We start from the raw sequence: 16308 nt of genomic DNA, 5'->3' as shown, positions 1-16308 counted from the left end.
CACTCCGCTTCGACAGGAGCCCACGCCATGGCCATCGAGGTCCGCATCCCGACCATCCTCCGCACCTACACCGACGGCGCCAAGGCCGTCGAGGGCAACGGAGAGACCCTCGCCGACCTCTTCACGGACCTGGAGACCCGCCACACCGGCATCCGTGAGCGCATCGTCGACGGCGGCGAGCTCCGCCGCTTCGTGAACGTGTACCTCAACGACGAGGACGTCCGCTTCCTCGACGGCATCTCCACCAAGCTCAGCGACGGCGACAGCATCACCATCCTCCCGGCCGTCGCCGGCGGCATGAACTGATGCGCTACGACAGCCCGCTCGCCGCAGTGGGCAACACCCCGCTCGTCCGCCTGCCGCGGCTGTCACCGTCGGACGACGTCCGCATCTGGGCCAAGCTGGAGGACCGCAACCCCACCGGCTCGATCAAGGACCGCCCCGCACTCCACATGGTCGAGCAGGCGGAGAAGGACGGCCGGCTCACCCCCGGCTGCACCATCCTCGAACCCACCAGCGGCAACACCGGCATCTCGCTCGCCATGGCGGCCAAGCTCAAGGGCTACCGCATCGTCTGCGTCATGCCCGAGAACACCTCGCAGGAACGACGCGACCTGCTCACCATGTGGGGCGCCGAGATCATCCCCTCCCCGGCCGCGGGCGGCTCCAACACCGCCGTCCGCGTCGCCAAGGAACTGTCGGCGCAGCACCCCGACTGGGTGATGCTCTACCAGTACGGCAACCCCGACAACGCCGGCGCCCACTACGCCACCACCGGCCCGGAGATCCTCACCGACCTCCCGTCGATCACCCACTTCGTGGCGGGCCTCGGCACGACGGGCACCCTCATGGGAGTGGGCCGCTACCTGCGCGAACACGTCGACGGCATCAAGATCGTCGCAGCCGAGCCGCGCTACGACGACCTCGTCTACGGCCTGCGCAACCTCGACGAAGGCTTCGTCCCCGAGCTCTACGACGCCTCGGTCCTCACCACCCGCTTCTCCGTCGGATCGGCCGACGCCGTCACCCGTACCCGCGAACTCCTCCAGCAGGAGGGCATCTTCGCGGGCATCTCCACCGGCGCCGCACTGCACGCCGCGATCGGCGTCGGCAACAAGGCCCTCAAGGCCGGCGAACCGGCCGACATCGTCTTCGTCGTCGCCGACGGCGGCTGGAAGTACCTGTCGACGGGCGTCTACACGGCCCCCACGACCGAAGCGGCCATCGAAACCGTGCAGGGCCAGCTCTGGGCATAGCCCCCCATCGCACTTCCCCACCCCGGACGCCGGGTGGGCGGACCCACCGGTCCGCCCACCCGGCGTCCGCCATTCCCGGGGACACCGCCCGCACCTCCGCCGCCGAAGAGGCTCACCACTCACCCTTTCCATCGAACCGGTGACACCACAGGTGAGTTCCCCCACAACGGCACGCCCCAGAGGAGCGACCGGCTCTGTCGCGCCTTACGCTCAACAAACCGCTCCACGAACCGCACGAACCCTCCCCGTCCCACGTCTCGGAGGTTCACGCTCCATGAAGCTCACCGTCGTCGGATGCTCCGGCTCGTTCCCGTCCGCGGGATCGGCATGCTCGAGCTACCTCGTAGAGGCCGACGGCTTCAGGCTGCTCCTCGACATGGGTAACGGAGCCCTCGGCGAGCTGCAGCGCCACGTCGGTCTCTACGACCTCGACGCGATTTTCCTCAGCCACCTCCACGCCGACCACTGCATCGACATGTGCGCGTACTTCGTCGTCCGGTACTACCCGCACGACGGCGGACGCCCGGACCGCATCCCGGTCTACGGCCCCGACGGCACGGAGCAGCGGCTCACCACCGCCCACGGCGACACCCCGTCCGACCACGCGATGAGCGAGGTCTTCGACTTCCACACGCTGAAGCCCGGCTGGTTCGACATCGGCCCCTTCACGGTGCGTACGGAGAAGCTCTGCCACCCCGTCGACACGTTCGGCATCCGCATAGAGCACGGCGGCCGCTCACTCACGTACTCGGGCGACACCGGCACCTGCGAGGCCCTGGACGACCTGGCCGAGGGCGCCGACATCTTCCTCTGCGAGGCGTCGTTCGTCCACGGCAAGGAGGACATCCCGGACCTCCACCTCAACGGCCGCGAGGCAGGCGAGCTCGCCGCCCGCGCCGAGGTGGGACGGCTGGTCCTCACCCACATCCCGCCATGGACCGACGCCGAACGCAATCTGCTGGACGCCCGCGAGGTCTTCTCGGGACCGGCGGAGCTGGCGGTCCCGGGCGCGGTCTACGAGATCTGACGACGCCCCGCACACACGACGAAGCCCTCACCTTCCGCAGGGAAGGAGAGGGCTTCGTCGTACCCGGTACGGGCTACTTGGCCTCGGCCTTGACGAGCTCGGCCAGCTCCTCGTCGGACTCACGGCCCGGCGTCGGCAGGTTGAACTTGGTGATCGCGAAGCGGAAGATCACGTAGTAGATCACCGCGAAGCAGAGACCGACCAGCGCGAGCAGCCATGGCTTCTCCGCGATACCGAGGTTCAGGAAGTAGTCGACCGCACCGGCGGAGAAGCCGAAGCCGTCCTTCATGCCGAGGGCCCAGGTGAGCGCCATCGAGACACCGGTCAGCACCGCGTGGATCGCGTACAGCACCGGGGCGATGAACATGAACGTGAACTCGATCGGCTCGGTCACACCGGTGACGAACGCGGTGGCGGCGAGCGAGAACATCATGCCGCCGACGACCTTGCGGCGCTCGGGGCGCGCGCAGTGCGTGATGGCGAGGCAAGCCGCCGGGAGGGCGAACATCATGATCGGGAAGAAGCCGGTCATGAACTGACCCGCGGTCGGGTCGCCGTGCAGGAAGCGGGCGATGTCGCCGTGGTAGTCGACGCCGCCGTCGTTGTACGAACCGGCCTGGAACCACGGGAAGGAGTTCAGGAGGTGGTGCATGCCGATCGGGATCAGCGCGCGGTTGGCGACACCGAAGATGCCCGCGCCGACGGCGCCGGATCCGACGAGCCACTCACTGAGGTTGTGCAGCCCGGCACCGAGGACCGGCCAGATCAGACCGAAGACGATACCGATGACCAGGCCCGCGAAGGCCGAGAGGATCGGGACCAGACGGCGGCCGCCGAAGAAGCCCGCCCAGTCCGGCAGCTTGGTCCGGTAGAACTTCTGGTACAGCAGGGCCACGACTATGCCCATGACGACGCCACCGAGCACACCGGCGTTGACCGGGGCCTCGTTCATGACGACCTTGCCGTCGGCCACGGCCGCGACCTTGGGAAGGTTGCTGTCGGTGAAGGTGGCGAGCACCTTCTGGAAGACCAGGTAGCCGGTGACGGCCGCGAGCGCGGTCGAACCGTCCGACTTCTTGGCGAAGCCGATCGCGATACCGACGCAGAACAGCAGCGGCATGTTGTCGAGCAGCGCGCCGCCGCCCGCCGCCATGTAGCCGGCGATCTTGTTGATGAAGTCCGGGAAGGACTCCTTGCCGAGCATGTCGCCCTGCCCGAAGCGGACCAGCAGCGCGGCTGCGGGCAGCACCGCGACCGGCAGCATGAGGCTGCGGCCGATGCGCTGCATGACAGCCATCGCGCCTGCGCCCTTCTTCTTGGTAACCGCGGGAGCGGTGCCAGCCGTGGACATCAACTTCCTCCATTGGACAAGGCGCCGCGCCGGGGACAGGGGTTCTGGGTGGGCGACGACTCAAGAGACGCGCCGCAGCGCGGCGCGTGGTCTGGACCACTGAGTGGTGTAGACCAGTTGTAGCACGGTGAGGGTTAGATAAGAAACCTGCAATTTCCGACTACTTCGCAGTAGCCATCACCCACGCACGGTGACACGCCAAAGGCCCCCGGACCGGACGGTCCGAGGGCCTTCGACGTACGGGGTCCCCACCCCACGCCCAACGGCTACTTCGTGAGATTCGCCTCGATCTCCGCCTCCACCTCATCGGGCTCCCGGCCCGGGGTCTGGAGGTTGAACCTGGTGATCGCGAACCGGAAGATCACGTAATACACCACAGCGAACCCCAGACCGATCGGGATGATCAGCCATGGCTCGGTGGCCAGACTCCAGTTGATGACGTAGTCGATCAAGCCCGCCGAGAAGCTGAAACCGTCCTTCACCCCGACCGCCCACGTGAGAGCCATCGACACACCCGTCAGCACCGCGTGAATCCCGTACAGCACAGGCGCCACGAACAGGAACGAGTACTCGATCGGCTCCGTGATGCCCGTCACGAACGACGTCAGACCGACCGAGAGCATCATCCCGCCCACCGCCTTCCGGCGATACGGCTTCGCGCAGTGGTAGATCGCCAGCGCCGCAGCCGGCAACGCGAACATCATGATCGGGAAGAACCCCGAAGTGAACTGCCCCGCCGTCGGGTCACCCGCCAGGAACCGGTTGATGTCACCGTGCACGACCGTCCCGTCCGGCTTCGTGAAATCACCGAACTGGAACCAGACGAACGTGTTCAGGAACTGATGCAGACCGATCACCAACAAGGCCCGGTTGGCCACACCGAAAATGCCCGAACCCAGCCAGTTCAGATCGACCAGCCACTTGGAGAAGCTCGTCAACCCGTCACCGATCGGCTGCCACAGCCACGCACACAACGCCGCGAACAGCAGACCCACGAACGCCATGATGATCGGCACCAGCCGCCGGCCATTGAAGAACCCCAGCCAGTCCACCAGCTTGACCCGGTGGAACCGCTGCCAGAACCAGGCCGACATCAGGCCCATCACAATGCCGCCGAACACACCCGGATTCTGATACGCCGCCGCCGTCACCTGCGCATCACCCGAGACACACGTACCGAACCACGTACCACCTGACACGAACGTCGAACCAGTTCCACAGTCCACCGGGAAGGCGTGCAGCACCGCGTAATAGACAAGGAAACCCGTCACAGCCGCCAGCGCCGTCGAACCGTCCGACTTCTTCGCCATCCCGATCGCGACACCGACACAGAACAACAACGGAAGACCCAGCCCCGAATCCAACAGCGCACCACCGGCCGCCGCGAACACCTTGGCGATGTTCGTCCACCCCAGACCCTCGTCACCGAAGACATCCGGCTGACCGAGCCGATTGAGAATGCCCGCCGCCGGCAGCACGGCAATCGGCAGCTGAAGACTGCGCCCCATCTTCTGGAGACCCTGGAAGAGACCGTGCCACCACTGCTTCTGTGGGATCGCTGCGCTGCTGGAGCTCATCGGCGTCCTCCCGGAACAAGCCACAATTCGGGGTCGTTGCAGACTGGTGTAGACCAGTTGCGGTACGGTGCGGAGCCCGCCCGGAAGGCAGGGCGCCGGTGATCGTCATCATTGGTGATGGCTCGGCTGCCTGCCCGCGAAGTTGGGCCAACCGTGCGTTACCGTGACGAAACGGACCCATGGTGGGCCGTCACATGTACGCGAAGAACCAGGGAGAAGGCCATGGCCAGCAAGGCTGAGAAGATCGTCGCCGGGCTCGGCGGGATCGAGAACATCGAAGAGATCGAAGGCTGCATCACCCGCCTCCGTACCGAGGTCATCGACCCGAGCAAGGTCGACGAAGCCGCGCTCAAGGCCGCCGGCGCCCACGGCGTCGTCAAGATGGGCACCGCGATCCAGGTCGTCATCGGCACCGACGCCGACCCCATCGCCGCCGACATCGAAGACATGATGTGACCCACCGCTGAACCCACACGGGCCCCACCGGCCCGACACCCGACAGGCCCCGCCCCACCAGGACGGGGCCTGCGGCACACCCGGCAGCAAGCACCCCCCGCACACCGCAACAGCCCACTCCCCGCACCCGATAAAGTCGACACCATGTCTCGTATCGACGGCCGCACCCCCGACCAGCTCCGCCCCGTCACCATCGAACGGGGATGGAGCAAGCACGCCGAAGGATCCGTACTCATCTCCTTCGGCGACACCAAAGTCTTCTGCACCGCCTCCGTCACCGAAGGCGTACCGCGCTGGCGCAAGGGCAGCGGCGAAGGCTGGGTCACCGCCGAATACTCCATGCTGCCCCGCTCCACCAACACCCGCGGCGACCGCGAATCCGTACGCGGCAAGATCGGCGGCCGCACCCACGAGATCAGCCGCCTCATCGGCCGCTCACTCCGCGCCGTCATCGACTACAAAGCCCTCGGCGAAAACACCATCGTCCTGGACTGCGACGTCCTCCAGGCCGACGGCGGCACCCGCACCGCCGCCATCACCGGCGCCTACGTCGCCCTCGCCGACGCCATCACCTGGGCCCAGCGCAAGAAAATCATCAAGCCCGGCCGCAAGCCCCTCACCGGCACCGTCTCCGCCATCAGCGTCGGCATCGTCGACGGCACCCCCCTCCTCGACCTCTGCTACGAGGAAGACGTCCGCGCCGAGACCGACATGAACGTCGTCTGCACCGGCGACGGCCGCTTCGTCGAAGTCCAGGGCACCGCCGAAGCCGAACCCTTCGACCGCAAGGAACTCAACGCCCTCCTCGACCTCGCCACCGCAGGCTGCGTCGACCTCACCGCCTTCCAGAACGACGCACTCACCCGCACCCTCGGCGAGTAGGGCCAGGTAAAGAAGCAACCAAGTACCCACCCCACGACGTCGATACGAATACGGGCGCACGGATCGAACCGTGCGCCCGTCCGCGTATCCGCACCCGGGGAGAGACCACACCATGGCCACACGCCACCGACGCCACCGCACAGCACTGGCCATCACCACCACACTGCTCGCCATCACCACCGCAGCCGGCTGCGGCGCCATCGACAAGGCGATGGACTGCGTACAGACCGCCGACGCCATCGCCACCAGCGTGAACAACCTCCAGCGGACCGTCTCCAAAGCCTCCGACGACCCCAGCCAAGCCTCCGAAGCCCTCGACGACATCGAAAGAGAACTCGCCAAGCTCGGCGACAAGACCGACAACGCCGACCTCAGCAAGGCCGTCGACCACCTCCGGTCCGGCGTCGGCAACGTCCGCGACTCCATCGACAAGGGCGACACCACCCCCGACATCACCCCGGTCACCGACGCGGCCAAGGAAATCGGCAAGGTCTGCACCCCGTAAACCACACCCGCACACCCGGCGATAATCGACCCATGACCCGCCTCATCCTCGCCACCCGCAACGCCGGGAAGATCACCGAACTTCACGCGATCCTCGCCGACGCCGGCCTCACCCACGAACTCGTCGGCGCGGACGCGTACCCCGAGATCCCCGACGTCAAGGAAACCGGCGTCACCTTCGCCGAGAACGCCCTCCTCAAGGCCCACGCCCTCGCCCGGGCGACCGGCCACCCCGCCATCGCCGACGACTCCGGCCTCTGCGTCGAGGTACTCGGCGGCGCCCCCGGCATCTTCTCGGCCCGCTGGTCCGGCACCCACGGCGACGACCCGGCCAACCTCGCCCTGCTCCTGGCCCAGCTCTCCGACATCGACACCCCGCACCGCGCCGCCCACTTCGCCTGCGCCGCCGCACTCGCGCTCCCCGACGGCACGGAACGCGTGGTCGAGGGCCGCCTCCTGGGCACCCTGCGCCACACCCCGTCCGGCACCCACGGCTTCGGCTACGACCCGATCCTCCAGCCGGAGGGCGAGACCCGGACCTGCGCGGAACTGACCCCGGCGGAGAAGAACGCGATCAGCCACCGCGGCTTGGCGTTCCGGGCGCTGGTGCCGGTGGTGCGGGAACTGGTGGGGTAACGGTCCGCGTACGAACGGGACAGGCCCGGCCCGCTGACGGGGGCCGGGCCTGTCCCGGGGTGCGCGAGGAGGGACTCGAACCCTCACGCCGCTAGGGCACTGGTACCTAAAACCAGCCTGTCTCACCAATTCCAGCACTCGCGCGCTCCGGCAGTCTACAAGGAGGGGTTGCGGGTTGATGGGTCCCAGGACTTATCTGAGCTCGCGCGGTGACGACGAGGATGCGACGGCGTCGGCAATGTCTGCGTCGGGGTATTTCCGCCATGGGCTTCGCTGCCTGAAGTGCGAGGTGTCCAATCCGTGCCCGGCTACCTTCTCCTGCAACACGCGCCGCTGGCCGCCGCTCTTCTTGAGCCCGAGCCGACGCATCAGGTCGTCCAGTTCCTGGAGTCGGCGACGGCAACGGTGAGACTCTCCCGCTCGTACGGGTCGGCCAGGTTCCCCTCCGTATCCGGCCGCGCGTTCGCGGCCTCGTACGGATCAACGAACCGTTTATCGGAGAGTCACGTCCGATATCCGACAAGATACGGAACGGCCCGTACCGCTTCCGTTGGAGCGATACGGGCCGTTGAAAGGGGCAGGGGTTCAGAACTTCGGGTCCGGTGTCTGGGCCGCGCACAGGTCCGCCGCCTCTTCCGCCGTCTCCACCGAGGGCGGGGAGCCGTCCAGGGGCTTGTTGGCCGTTTCCTTCATGCAGGCCACGGCGATCACGCCGATCACCGCCGCGCCCATCGCGTAGTACGCCGGCATCAGGTTGTTGCCCGTCACGCTGATCAGGGCCGTGATGACGAGCGGGGTCGTACCGCCGAAGAGGGACGCCGACAGGTTGTAGCCCACCGACAGGGAGCCGTAGCGGACCTGGGTGGGGAACAGGGCCGGGAGGGCGGCGGACATGGTGCCGAGCATGCAGACCAGGGAGAGGCCCAGCATCAGCATGCCGATCGTGATGGCCGGGATGCCGCCCTGCCCGATGAGCAGGAAGGCGGGCAGCGAGAAGACCAGGAAGCCGAGCATGCCCGTCATCAGCAGCGGTTTGCGGCCGAAGCGGTCGGAGAGCTTGCCGACCTGGCTGATGATCAGCATCAGGAAGGCCATGACGACGAGCAGGATGAGCAGGCCGTGCGTCTCGCTGTAGCCGAGCTCGTCCGAGAGGTACGTCGGCATGTAGGACAGCAGCATGTAGTCGGTGATGTTGTACGCGCCGACCAGGGCGATGCAGAGGATCAGCGTCGGCCAGTAGTTGCGGAAGATCTTGGCGAGGTCGCCCTTGGCGCTCGTCTCGACGCCGTCCGCCGCCTCGGAGGCGTGTGCCGAGCCGCCCTCCAGTTTCTGGAAGGCCGGGGTTTCGTCGAGGCGCAGTCGCAGGTAGAGGCCGACGAGGCCGAGCGGGCCGGCGACGAGGAAGGGGACGCGCCAGCCCCAGGACTCCATCTGGCCGGTGTCGAGGAGGGCGTAGAGCGCGGTGACGAGGCCTGCCGCTCCGACGTATCCGGCGAGTGTGCCGAATTCGAGGAAGCTGCCGAAGTAGCCGCGTCGCTTGTCGGGGGCGTATTCGGCGATGAAGGTGGAGGCGCCGCCGTACTCGCCGCCGGTGGAGAAGCCCTGGAGCATCCGGAAGAAGATGAGCAGGACGGGGGCCCAGACGCCGATGGCGTCGTGGGAGGGGATGATGCCGATCGCGAAGGTGCCGATCGCCATGAGGATCATGGTGAGGGCGAGGATCTTCTTGCGGCCGAGCTTGTCGCCCATGGGGCCGAAGAACATGCCGCCGAGGGGTCGTACGAGGAAGGCGACGGCGAAGGTGGCGAAGGAGGAGAGGAGCTGGGTGGTGTCGTTCCCTGACGGGAAGAAGACATGGCCCAGGGTGGCGGCCAGGTAGGAGTAGATGCCGAAGTCGAACCACTCCATGGCGTTGCCGAGTGAGGCCGCTTTCACGGCTCGCTTGACGGCCTGGTCGTCCGTGACGGTGATGTCCGTGCGGCGCAGCCTCGGGTTCTTCCGTTTGCGGATGGCTCGGAAGAGGGTGGGGTGGCGTTTGAGTGCTTCGGGATCGGCCGCCTGATGGGGGTCGGAGGCCGCCATGGCCGGGTCCTTTCCTCGGTGGGTGTTCCAGGGGAGGCTTCTGCGCGGTCATGGCGGTCGCAAACCGATTCGGCGGGGGATTGGGATGTCCATCACATCTTTTCGGCCGTTCGGCCCCATCCCCGGCTGTTGTTCTTGGTTGTTGGTCCCGGTTGTTGTTGCTGGTTGTTGTTTTTGGGTGGTTCCGGGTGTTTTTCGGGTTTGGTCGTCAGATGCCGAGGTCCTTGATGATCTTGGCGACGTGGCCGGTGGCCTTGACGTTGTAGAAGGCGTGCTCGACCTTGCCCTCTTCGTCGACGACGATCGTGGAGCGGATGACGCCTGTCACTGTTTTGCCGTAGAGCTTCTTCTCGCCGTAGGCGCCGTAGGCCTCGAGGGTTTCCTTGGCGGGGTCGCCGACGAGGGTGACCTTGAGGTTTTCCTTCTCGCGGAACTTGGCGAGTTTCTCGGGCTTGTCGGGGGAGACGCCGATGACGTCGTATCCGGCAGTGGCCAGGAGGTCGAGGTTGTCGGTGAAGTCGCAGGCCTGCTTGGTGCAGCCGGGGGTGAGGGCGGCGGGGTAGAAGTAGACGATGACTTTGCGGCCCTTGTGGTCGGCGAGCGCGATGTCGTTGCCGTCGGCGTCGGGGAGGGTGAAGGCGGGGGCGGTGTCGCCGGGCTGGAGTCGCTCGCTCATGGTTCTCCTCGTTGGCACGTGGGGTGTACGGGACCGAGCGTAATAGGGGTGCCGCCGGGTGCGGGGGCGGCCGAGCTGACAGACTGTCGATGAAGGTTTACCGGACGAGGATCACGGAGGCGGCGCAGTGTCGGATGCCAGGAGCCCTGCGCAGATCGAGGCGGACATCATCACGAGGCGTGAGCAGCTCGCGGTGGTGCTCGATGAGATCGGGGTGCGGGTGCACCCGAAGACGATCATTGGTGATGCGAAGGCGAAGGCCGCGGAGGCTGTGGATCGGACGGCGGGGCGGGCGTTCGTCGCGGTGAATCGGTCGGTGTCGGACGTGCGGGCCCAGTTTGTGACGGAGGACGGTGCGCCGCGGTTGGAGCGGGTGGTTCCGGCTGCGTTGGTCGCGGTGGGTGTGGTCGGTCTGTTCGTGGTGTCGGCTCGGCGGCGCAGGAAGTAGGGCTTCGGTGTCGCGTGGTGCCCCCTCGGGCGTGTGGTGGTGGGCCGGCCAGGTAGGTTGCGGGGCGTGAGTGAGAACGCGGACGACAAGCTGCCCATCCGGATGCTGCATGACCGTGTGCTGGTCCGGTCCGATTCGCCTGAGGGGGAGCGGCGTTCCGGTGGTGGCATTCTGATTCCGGCGACGGCTGCGGTGGGGCGTCGTCTGGCGTGGGCCGTGGTGGTTGCGGTGGGGCAGAACGTGCGGTCGGTGGAGCCGGGGGACCGGGTGTTGTACGACCCCGAGGATCGTGCGGAGGTTGAGGTGCGGGGGGTTGCGTATGTGTTGATGCGGGAGCGGGATCTGCATGCGGTGGCTGCGGACCGGTTCGAGGGTTCGCTGGATTCGATGGGCTTGTATCTGTAGTTCGTGGGCTTGTTCCGGTGCCTGTGGTTTGTGGTGCTGGTTGGGGTGGGTGGGGCCTGGTGACTGTTGTCACCAGGCCTTTTGCCTGTTCTTTGCTAGTGTGGTGGGGCCCCGACGAGACGCGCCGTACCGGGTTTTCGCAAAGACGACGCACCTGAATTGTTCGTGTGTTCAGTGTCGTCGGAGGTGCTGTCATGGCGTGGTTTTTGTTGTTGATCGCTGGTCTGCTGGAAGTGGCCTGGTCGATCGGGATGAAGTACACCGAGGGGTTCACCCGGTTGTGGCCGAGTGTGTTCACGGGTCTCGGGATCGTGGCGAGCATGGTGTTGTTGTCCCATGCGGCGCGGACGCTGCCGATCGGTACGGCGTACGGCGTGTGGGTGGGTATCGGTGCGGCGGGTGCGGCGGTGCTGGGCATGGTTGTGCTGCATGAGCCGGTGACGGCGGCCCGGATCTTCTTCGTGTGTCTGTTGCTGGTGGCTGTGGTGGGGCTGAAGGCGACTTCGGGTCACTGACGGGTCGGGCCGGTCGTGTCCGGCCTGGTCGCAGCCCCGGTTCCGGTCCCGCTCCCGCTCCCGGCGTCCCGGTTCCGGTCCTGGTTCCGGTCCCGTTCTCGGTCCCGGTTCCGGTCCCGTTCTCGGTCCTGGGCCCGGGGCTTTCGGGGCGCGTTCTACGGGCGGCCGGGGGCGTGGGTGCCGCGGGCGCCTTCGAGGAGGCCGCCTGGGGTGGCTGCGCCGCTGTCGCCTCCTCTGCTGTCGCCTCCCCTGTTGTCCTCTCCGCCGGTGTTGACTCCGCCGGTCTCGCCGCCCCCTGTGTCGCTGCCCCTGCTGTTGCCGCCTCCGCTGTCGCCGCCCCCGGTGTCGGTGCCGCTGTTCGTGCCTGCGCCGGTGTCGGTGCCGCCGCCGGTGGTGGCGGTCGAGTTGTCCGGGGCGGAGGGGTTGGTGGGCGGGGTGCTGGGCGGGGCGCTGGGGGCGGTGCTGGACGGGGTCCGGGACGGGGTCCGGGACGGCTGTCCGGTGTTGCCGGGTGCGGTGCTCGCCTCGCTGGGCAGCCCGGTGTCGTCGGTGTCGCTCTCCAGGTCGAGCGTGAAGTCTTTGACGGGGGTGCCGCGCAGGGCGGCGCCGGTGTACTGGGCCCAGGTCTCGGCGGGGGTGCCGCCGCCGTTGACGCGGTCCAGTCCGAGTGCGCCGTAGAGCGGTTTCTGTACGCCGGTGGTGGGGTCCTGGCCCATGACGGCGATGACGGTGGCGAGGTCGGGGGTGTAGCCGGCGAACCAGGCGGCCTTGTCCTCCTCGGCGGTGCCGGTCTTTCCGGCGGCGGGGCGGCCCGCGCCCTGGGCGGCGGTGCCGGTGCCGCCGTCGACGACGCTCTGGAGGATCGAGGTGGTGGTGTCGGCTGCTTGGCGGCTGACGGCCTGTTTGGTGCTGCGGTCGGGGAGGTCGACGGTCGTGCCGTCCTTGGTGACCTTGTCGACGAGGATGTGGGCGCCGTGTCTGCCGTGGTTGGCGAGGGTGGCGTAGGCCTCGGTCATGTCGAGGACGCTGGCGGTGGCGGGGCCGAGGGCGATCGACGGGGATGCGGTGAGGTCGGGGGTGTCCTTGGGGATGCCGAGGTTGACGGCGGTCTGCCGGACCTTTCCGGGGCCGACGTCCTCGGCCATCTGGGCGTAGACGGCGTTGACGGACTTGTCGGTGGCGGTGCGGACGGTGATGGGTCCGTAGTTGACGTCGTCCTCGTTGGACGGGGCGTATCCGGTGGGTCCGTCGGGGCCCTGGACCATGCGTTTGTTGGTGCCGTCGTAGAAGGTGTTGGGAGTGATGCGTCGGCCGTCCTGGGTGGTGGAGTCGTTGGCGACGGCGGAGGTGAAGACGAAGGGTTTGAAGGTGGAGCCGACCTGGTAGTCGGTGCGGGTCGCGTTGTTGACGTACTGCATCGTGTAGTCGATGCCGCCGTACATGGCGACGACGTGGCCGGTCGCGGGGTTGATGGAGGCGCCGCCGACGCGGACGTTGCGGTCGGCGTCGCGCTCGGTGGTGGTCTTGGCCATGACGTTGTCGTTGACGGCTTTGACGAGGGCGTCCTGGTTCTTCTTCTCCAGCGTGGTGGTGATCCGGTAGCCGCGGGTGGCGAGGGTCTTCTCGTCGAGGATGTCGTTCTGGACGAGGTAGTCCTCGACGGCCTGGACGATGTAGCCGCGTTGGCCGGAGAGGCTGTTGGCGGGCTTGACCGGGCCGGGGACGGGGAAGGTCATGGCGGCGCGGCGGGTGTTGCTGAGCCACTTCTCCTTGACCATGCCGTTGAGTACGTAGTTCCAGCGGGCGACGGCCGTGCCCTTGTTCTCGGGGTGGGTGACGACGTCGTAGGCGCTGGGTGCTTTGAGCAGGGAGGCGAGGTAGGCGCCTTCGGCGGTGGTGATGTTGCCGATGTCCTTGCTGTAGTAGGCCTGGGCGGCGGCCTGGATGCCGTAGGCGTTGCGGCCGAAGTAGCTGGTGTTGAGGTAGCCCTCGAAGATGTGGCTCTTGGATTCCTCGCGGTTGAGCTTGATCGCGATGAAGAATTCCTTGATCTTGCGGGCGACGGTCTGTTCCTGGCCGAGGTAGTAGTTCTTGACGTACTGCTGGGTGATGGTCGAGCCGCCCTGTTTGCCCTTACCGGTGGCGGTGTTCCAGCCGGCCCGGAACATTGCCTTGATGTCGACGGCGCGTTCGGAGTAGAAGTCGCGGTCCTCGGCGGCGAGGACGGCGTGCTGGACGGTGAGGGGGACCTGGGCGAGTTTGATGTTCTCCCGGTTGATCTCGCCGTCGCGGGCGATGACGCTGCCGTCCTTGTAGAGGTAGACGTTGGACTGGGCGGTGGCGCTGGCGTTGGCGGGGGGGATGTCGACCAGTTGGTAGCCGGCGATGAAGCCGCCGATCAGGACCAGGGCGATGAGGATGATGCCGCCGAGGACCATCCGCCAGGTGGGGACGGCGCGGCGCCAGCCGGTGCGCTTGGGGCGTCTGGGTTTCTTCTGTTTCTTCCCGGTGGTGTCCGTGGCCGGGGCGCCTTGTGGTCCGGGGGCGGCAGCGCCGGCAGGCAGGTCTCTGGGGCGCCGGCCCCGGGGCTCGGGGTCCCCGCTCTGCTGCTGTGGCTCGTCGCTCATGTCGGTGCAGACTCCTCGGCCGCGGTCAGTTCTCCCATAGTGCACTTTTCTCCCGAATAACTACCGGATCGACCTCCGAAAAGCGGTCGCGGCGGTTGCCCGGCTGGGCTAGGCTCCTGCGCTTTGGTGCCCACACGTGGTGGCACCCGAGTGCCGGGGGTGGGGTGCTGTGCGGCTCTATGCGGTGGTGGCGGCGGGCGGGTTCCGGCGCTATGCCACGTACCGGATCGCGACGGTGGCGGGGGTGTTCACCAACACCGTCTTCGGTTTCATCATGGCGTACACGTACACGGCGCTGTGGGACGAGCGTCCGCGACTCGGTGGTTACGACATGTCGCAGGCGCTCACGTATGTGTGGCTGGGGCAGGCGCTGCTGATGACGTGCGCCATGATGGGCGGCGGTTTCGAGGACGAGCTGATGGAGCGGATCCGTACCGGTGATGTCGCGGTCGACCTCTACCGGCCGATCGATCTTCAACTGTGGTGGCTGGCGGGTGACTTGGGCCGGGCGGCGTTTCATCTGCTGGGGCGCGGGATCATGCCGATGCTGCTGGGTTCGTTCGCCTTCGATCTGGCACTGCCCACGTCGCCGGGCATCTGGCCGGCGTTCCTGGTCTCGGTGGCGCTCGGGGTCGTGGTGAGCTTCGCGATCCGTTATCTGGTCGCGCTGTCCGCGTTCTGGCTGATGGACGGGGCGGGTGCGGCGCAGATCGCGTTCCTGGCGGGGATGTTCTTCTCGGGGCTGTTGTTGCCGCTGAATCTGTTCCCGGGGCTGCTGGGCGAGGTGGCGCGGGCGTTGCCGTGGTCGGCGCTGCTCCAGGTGCCGGCGGATGTGTTCCTGGGCAGGCACACGGGGTGGGGTCTGGTGCGGGCGTACGGGTTCCAGGCGGGCTGGGCGCTGGCGCTGTTGTCCGTGGGACGGCTGCTGCAGTCGGCGGCGACGCGGAGGGTGGTGGTCCAGGGTGGCTGAGGTGGTGGACGTGGCTGTGGCGGAGGGGTCCGCGGTGGTGTTCGCGTCCCGGTCGCGGCTGGTCGAGGGGGTCCGGGCGTATGGGCTGATCGCGGCGATGTGGCTGCGCTCGACGATGGCGTACCGGGCGTCGTTCGTGATGACGGCGGTGGGTAACTTCGCGGCGACGGCGTTCGATTTCGTCGCGATCATGCTGATGTTCTCGCACGTGGACGTGCTGGGTGGTTACACGCTGCCGGAGATCGCGTTGTTGTACGGGGTGTCGGGCACGGCGTTCGGGCTGGCCGATCTGGCGATGGGTTCGATGGACCGGCTGGGGCGGCGGGTGCGGGACGGGACGTTGGACACGTTGCTGGTGCGGCCGGTTCCGGTGCTCGCGCAGGTGGCGGCGGACCGGTTCGCGTTGCGGAGGCTGGGGCGGATCTCGCAGGGGTTGCTGGTGCTCGGGTATGCGTTGGTGACCCTGGACATCGGGTGGACGGCGCTGAAGGTGGTGATGGTGCCGCTGATGCTGTTGAGCGGGGCGGCGATCTTCGCGGCGGTGTTCGTGGCCGGGGCGGCGTTCCAGTTCTTCGCGCAGGACGCCTCGGAGGTGCAGAACTCCTTCACGTACGGGGGCAACACGCTGCTTCAGTACCCGCCGACGATCTTCGCGAAGGATCTGGTGCGTGGGGTGACGTTCGTCGTGCCGCTGGCCTTCGTGAACTGGTTGCCGGCGCTGTACGTGCTGGGCCGGGACTATCCGCTGGGTCTGCCGGACTGGGTGGCGTTCCTGCCGCCGGTGGTGGCGGGCCTGTGCTGGGTGGCCGCCGGTCTGGCCTGGCGTGCGGGCCTGCGGGCGTACCGGAGTACGGGAAGTTGACGGATACGGATACGGATACGGATACGGATACCGA

At 67.4% G+C, this 16308-nt stretch carries 17 protein-coding genes, 1 tRNA gene and 1 riboswitch; of the genes, 12 read left to right on the top strand and 6 right to left on the bottom strand.

Going from position 1 to position 16308, the window contains the following annotated elements:
- Positions 1 to 27: 27 nt before the first annotated feature.
- The 3 genes from FHX80_RS09125 to FHX80_RS09115 all read left to right on the top strand — a co-directional run bounded on the left by FHX80_RS09125 (position 28) and on the right by FHX80_RS09115 (position 2283).
- A complete protein-coding gene (locus FHX80_RS09125) occupies positions 28 to 306 on the top strand; it encodes a MoaD/ThiS family protein (protein ID WP_145763742.1) in 279 nt (92 codons plus the stop codon).
- The gene (locus FHX80_RS09120) at positions 306 to 1256 is read left to right on the top strand and encodes a PLP-dependent cysteine synthase family protein (RefSeq protein WP_145763741.1); all 951 of its coding nucleotides are present in this window, start codon (positions 306 to 308) and stop codon (positions 1254 to 1256) included. The genes FHX80_RS09125 and FHX80_RS09120 overlap by 1 nt, the downstream gene beginning before the upstream one ends.
- A 274-nt stretch (positions 1257 to 1530) precedes the next feature.
- On the top strand, positions 1531 to 2283 hold the full coding sequence (locus tag FHX80_RS09115) for an MBL fold metallo-hydrolase (protein ID WP_145763740.1): 753 nt from the start codon (positions 1531 to 1533) through the stop codon (positions 2281 to 2283).
- A 73-nt stretch (positions 2284 to 2356) separates the two neighbouring features.
- On the opposite strand, the gene FHX80_RS09110 is transcribed toward FHX80_RS09115, so the two are convergent.
- Together FHX80_RS09110 and FHX80_RS09105 are read right to left on the bottom strand one after the other, a co-directional pair.
- Positions 2357 to 3634, bottom strand: a complete 1278-nt coding sequence (locus FHX80_RS09110; RefSeq protein ID WP_145763739.1) for a PTS transporter subunit EIIC — start codon at positions 3632 to 3634, stop codon at positions 2357 to 2359.
- A gap of 266 nt (positions 3635 to 3900) precedes the next feature.
- Entirely contained in the window at positions 3901 to 5211 is a 1311-nt protein-coding gene (locus FHX80_RS09105; protein ID WP_145763738.1) for a PTS transporter subunit EIIC, read from the bottom strand.
- Between the two features lie 117 nt (positions 5212 to 5328).
- Between FHX80_RS09105 and FHX80_RS09100 the strand changes: the two genes are divergently transcribed.
- From FHX80_RS09100 to rdgB, 4 genes are all read left to right on the top strand, one after another.
- Positions 5329 to 5667 carry a PTS sugar transporter subunit IIB gene (locus FHX80_RS09100; protein WP_280118773.1) on the top strand — a complete coding sequence of 113 codons (339 nt, stop codon included), beginning with the start codon at positions 5329 to 5331 and terminating at the stop codon, positions 5665 to 5667.
- A 144-nt stretch (positions 5668 to 5811) separates the two neighbouring features.
- Positions 5812 to 6549: a ribonuclease PH gene (gene rph / locus FHX80_RS09095; RefSeq protein ID WP_145763736.1), complete on the top strand. Its 738-nt coding sequence runs from the start codon at positions 5812 to 5814 to the stop codon at positions 6547 to 6549.
- A 112-nt stretch (positions 6550 to 6661) separates the two neighbouring features.
- A complete protein-coding gene (locus tag FHX80_RS09090; protein WP_145763735.1) occupies positions 6662 to 7054 on the top strand; it encodes a hypothetical protein in 393 nt (130 codons plus the stop codon).
- Between the two features lie 32 nt (positions 7055 to 7086).
- Positions 7087 to 7689: an RdgB/HAM1 family non-canonical purine NTP pyrophosphatase gene (gene rdgB / locus FHX80_RS09085; RefSeq protein WP_145763734.1), complete on the top strand. Its 603-nt coding sequence runs from the start codon at positions 7087 to 7089 to the stop codon at positions 7687 to 7689.
- A 60-nt stretch (positions 7690 to 7749) separates the two neighbouring features.
- Here the strand turns inward: rdgB and FHX80_RS09080 are convergent.
- From FHX80_RS09080 to bcp, 3 genes are all read right to left on the bottom strand, one after another.
- Positions 7750 to 7833 (bottom strand) — tRNA-Leu (locus FHX80_RS09080).
- Positions 7834 to 8274: 441 nt separating this feature from the next.
- On the bottom strand, positions 8275 to 9771 hold the full coding sequence (gene proP, locus FHX80_RS09070; RefSeq protein WP_145763733.1) for a glycine betaine/L-proline transporter ProP: 1497 nt from the start codon (positions 9769 to 9771) through the stop codon (positions 8275 to 8277).
- 208 nt (positions 9772 to 9979) lie between these two features.
- Complete coding sequence (bcp, locus tag FHX80_RS09065) at positions 9980 to 10447, bottom strand: thioredoxin-dependent thiol peroxidase (protein ID WP_145763732.1); 468 nt, start codon at positions 10445 to 10447, stop codon at positions 9980 to 9982.
- 127 nt (positions 10448 to 10574) lie between these two features.
- Here bcp and FHX80_RS09060 point away from each other — a divergent pair, with 127 nt between their 5' ends.
- The 3 genes from FHX80_RS09060 (at position 10575) to FHX80_RS09050 (ending at position 11815) form a co-directional block, all read left to right on the top strand.
- Positions 10575 to 10895, top strand: a complete 321-nt coding sequence (locus tag FHX80_RS09060; protein WP_145763731.1) for a DUF3618 domain-containing protein — start codon at positions 10575 to 10577, stop codon at positions 10893 to 10895.
- A gap of 66 nt (positions 10896 to 10961) precedes the next feature.
- Positions 10962 to 11300 carry a GroES family chaperonin gene (locus tag FHX80_RS09055; protein ID WP_145763730.1) on the top strand — a complete coding sequence of 113 codons (339 nt, stop codon included), beginning with the start codon at positions 10962 to 10964 and terminating at the stop codon, positions 11298 to 11300.
- Between the two features lie 88 nt (positions 11301 to 11388).
- Positions 11389 to 11455, top strand: a riboswitch (guanidine-III (ykkC-III) riboswitch).
- Between the two features lie 39 nt (positions 11456 to 11494).
- Positions 11495 to 11815 (top strand): DMT family transporter, encoded by a 321-nt coding sequence (locus FHX80_RS09050; protein ID WP_145767165.1) that lies wholly within the window; start codon positions 11495 to 11497, stop codon positions 11813 to 11815.
- Between the two features lie 155 nt (positions 11816 to 11970).
- Here the strand turns inward: FHX80_RS09050 and FHX80_RS09045 are convergent, their stop codons facing one another.
- The gene (locus tag FHX80_RS09045) at positions 11971 to 14442 is read right to left on the bottom strand and encodes a transglycosylase domain-containing protein (RefSeq protein WP_145763729.1); all 2472 of its coding nucleotides are present in this window, start codon (positions 14440 to 14442) and stop codon (positions 11971 to 11973) included.
- A 169-nt stretch (positions 14443 to 14611) separates the two neighbouring features.
- Here FHX80_RS09045 and FHX80_RS09040 point away from each other — a divergent pair, with 169 nt between their 5' ends.
- Positions 14612 to 15412, top strand: a complete 801-nt coding sequence (locus tag FHX80_RS09040; RefSeq protein ID WP_145763728.1) for an ABC transporter permease — start codon at positions 14612 to 14614, stop codon at positions 15410 to 15412.
- Positions 15405 to 16274, top strand: coding sequence for an ABC transporter permease (locus FHX80_RS09035; RefSeq protein WP_145763727.1), 870 nt, complete (start codon positions 15405 to 15407; stop codon positions 16272 to 16274). Before FHX80_RS09040 ends, FHX80_RS09035 begins: the two co-directional genes overlap by 8 nt.
- Positions 16275 to 16308: the final 34 nt, after the last annotated feature.

The organism is Streptomyces brevispora (assembly GCF_007829885.1).
GTDB classification, from domain to species: Bacteria; Actinomycetota; Actinomycetes; order Streptomycetales; family Streptomycetaceae; genus Streptomyces; species Streptomyces brevispora.
Note: the sequence above shows the minus strand (reverse complement) of the source record. Positions and strands in the feature narration are given on the sequence as shown.

What these genes read in the sequence shown, in the direction of transcription:
- FHX80_RS09125 (WP_145763742.1), top strand. Translation starts at nt 28, where the DNA reads ATGGCCATCGAGGTCCGCATCCCGACCATCCTCCGCACCTACACCGAC.
- FHX80_RS09120 (WP_145763741.1), top strand. Translation starts at nt 306, where the DNA reads ATGCGCTACGACAGCCCGCTCGCCGCAGTGGGCAACACCCCGCTCGTC.
- FHX80_RS09115 (WP_145763740.1), top strand. Translation starts at nt 1,531, where the DNA reads ATGAAGCTCACCGTCGTCGGATGCTCCGGCTCGTTCCCGTCCGCGGGA.
- FHX80_RS09110 (WP_145763739.1), bottom strand. Translation starts at nt 3,634, where the DNA reads ATGTCCACGGCTGGCACCGCTCCCGCGGTTACCAAGAAGAAGGGCGCA.
- FHX80_RS09105 (WP_145763738.1), bottom strand. Translation starts at nt 5,211, where the DNA reads ATGAGCTCCAGCAGCGCAGCGATCCCACAGAAGCAGTGGTGGCACGGT.
- FHX80_RS09100 (WP_280118773.1), top strand. Translation starts at nt 5,329, where the DNA reads ATGGCTCGGCTGCCTGCCCGCGAAGTTGGGCCAACCGTGCGTTACCGT.
- rph (WP_145763736.1), top strand. Translation starts at nt 5,812, where the DNA reads ATGTCTCGTATCGACGGCCGCACCCCCGACCAGCTCCGCCCCGTCACC.
- FHX80_RS09090 (WP_145763735.1), top strand. Translation starts at nt 6,662, where the DNA reads ATGGCCACACGCCACCGACGCCACCGCACAGCACTGGCCATCACCACC.
- rdgB (WP_145763734.1), top strand. Translation starts at nt 7,087, where the DNA reads ATGACCCGCCTCATCCTCGCCACCCGCAACGCCGGGAAGATCACCGAA.
- proP (WP_145763733.1), bottom strand. Translation starts at nt 9,771, where the DNA reads ATGGCGGCCTCCGACCCCCATCAGGCGGCCGATCCCGAAGCACTCAAA.
- bcp (WP_145763732.1), bottom strand. Translation starts at nt 10,447, where the DNA reads ATGAGCGAGCGACTCCAGCCCGGCGACACCGCCCCCGCCTTCACCCTC.
- FHX80_RS09050 (WP_145767165.1), top strand. Translation starts at nt 11,495, where the DNA reads ATGGCGTGGTTTTTGTTGTTGATCGCTGGTCTGCTGGAAGTGGCCTGG.
- FHX80_RS09045 (WP_145763729.1), bottom strand. Translation starts at nt 14,442, where the DNA reads ATGAGCGACGAGCCACAGCAGCAGAGCGGGGACCCCGAGCCCCGGGGC.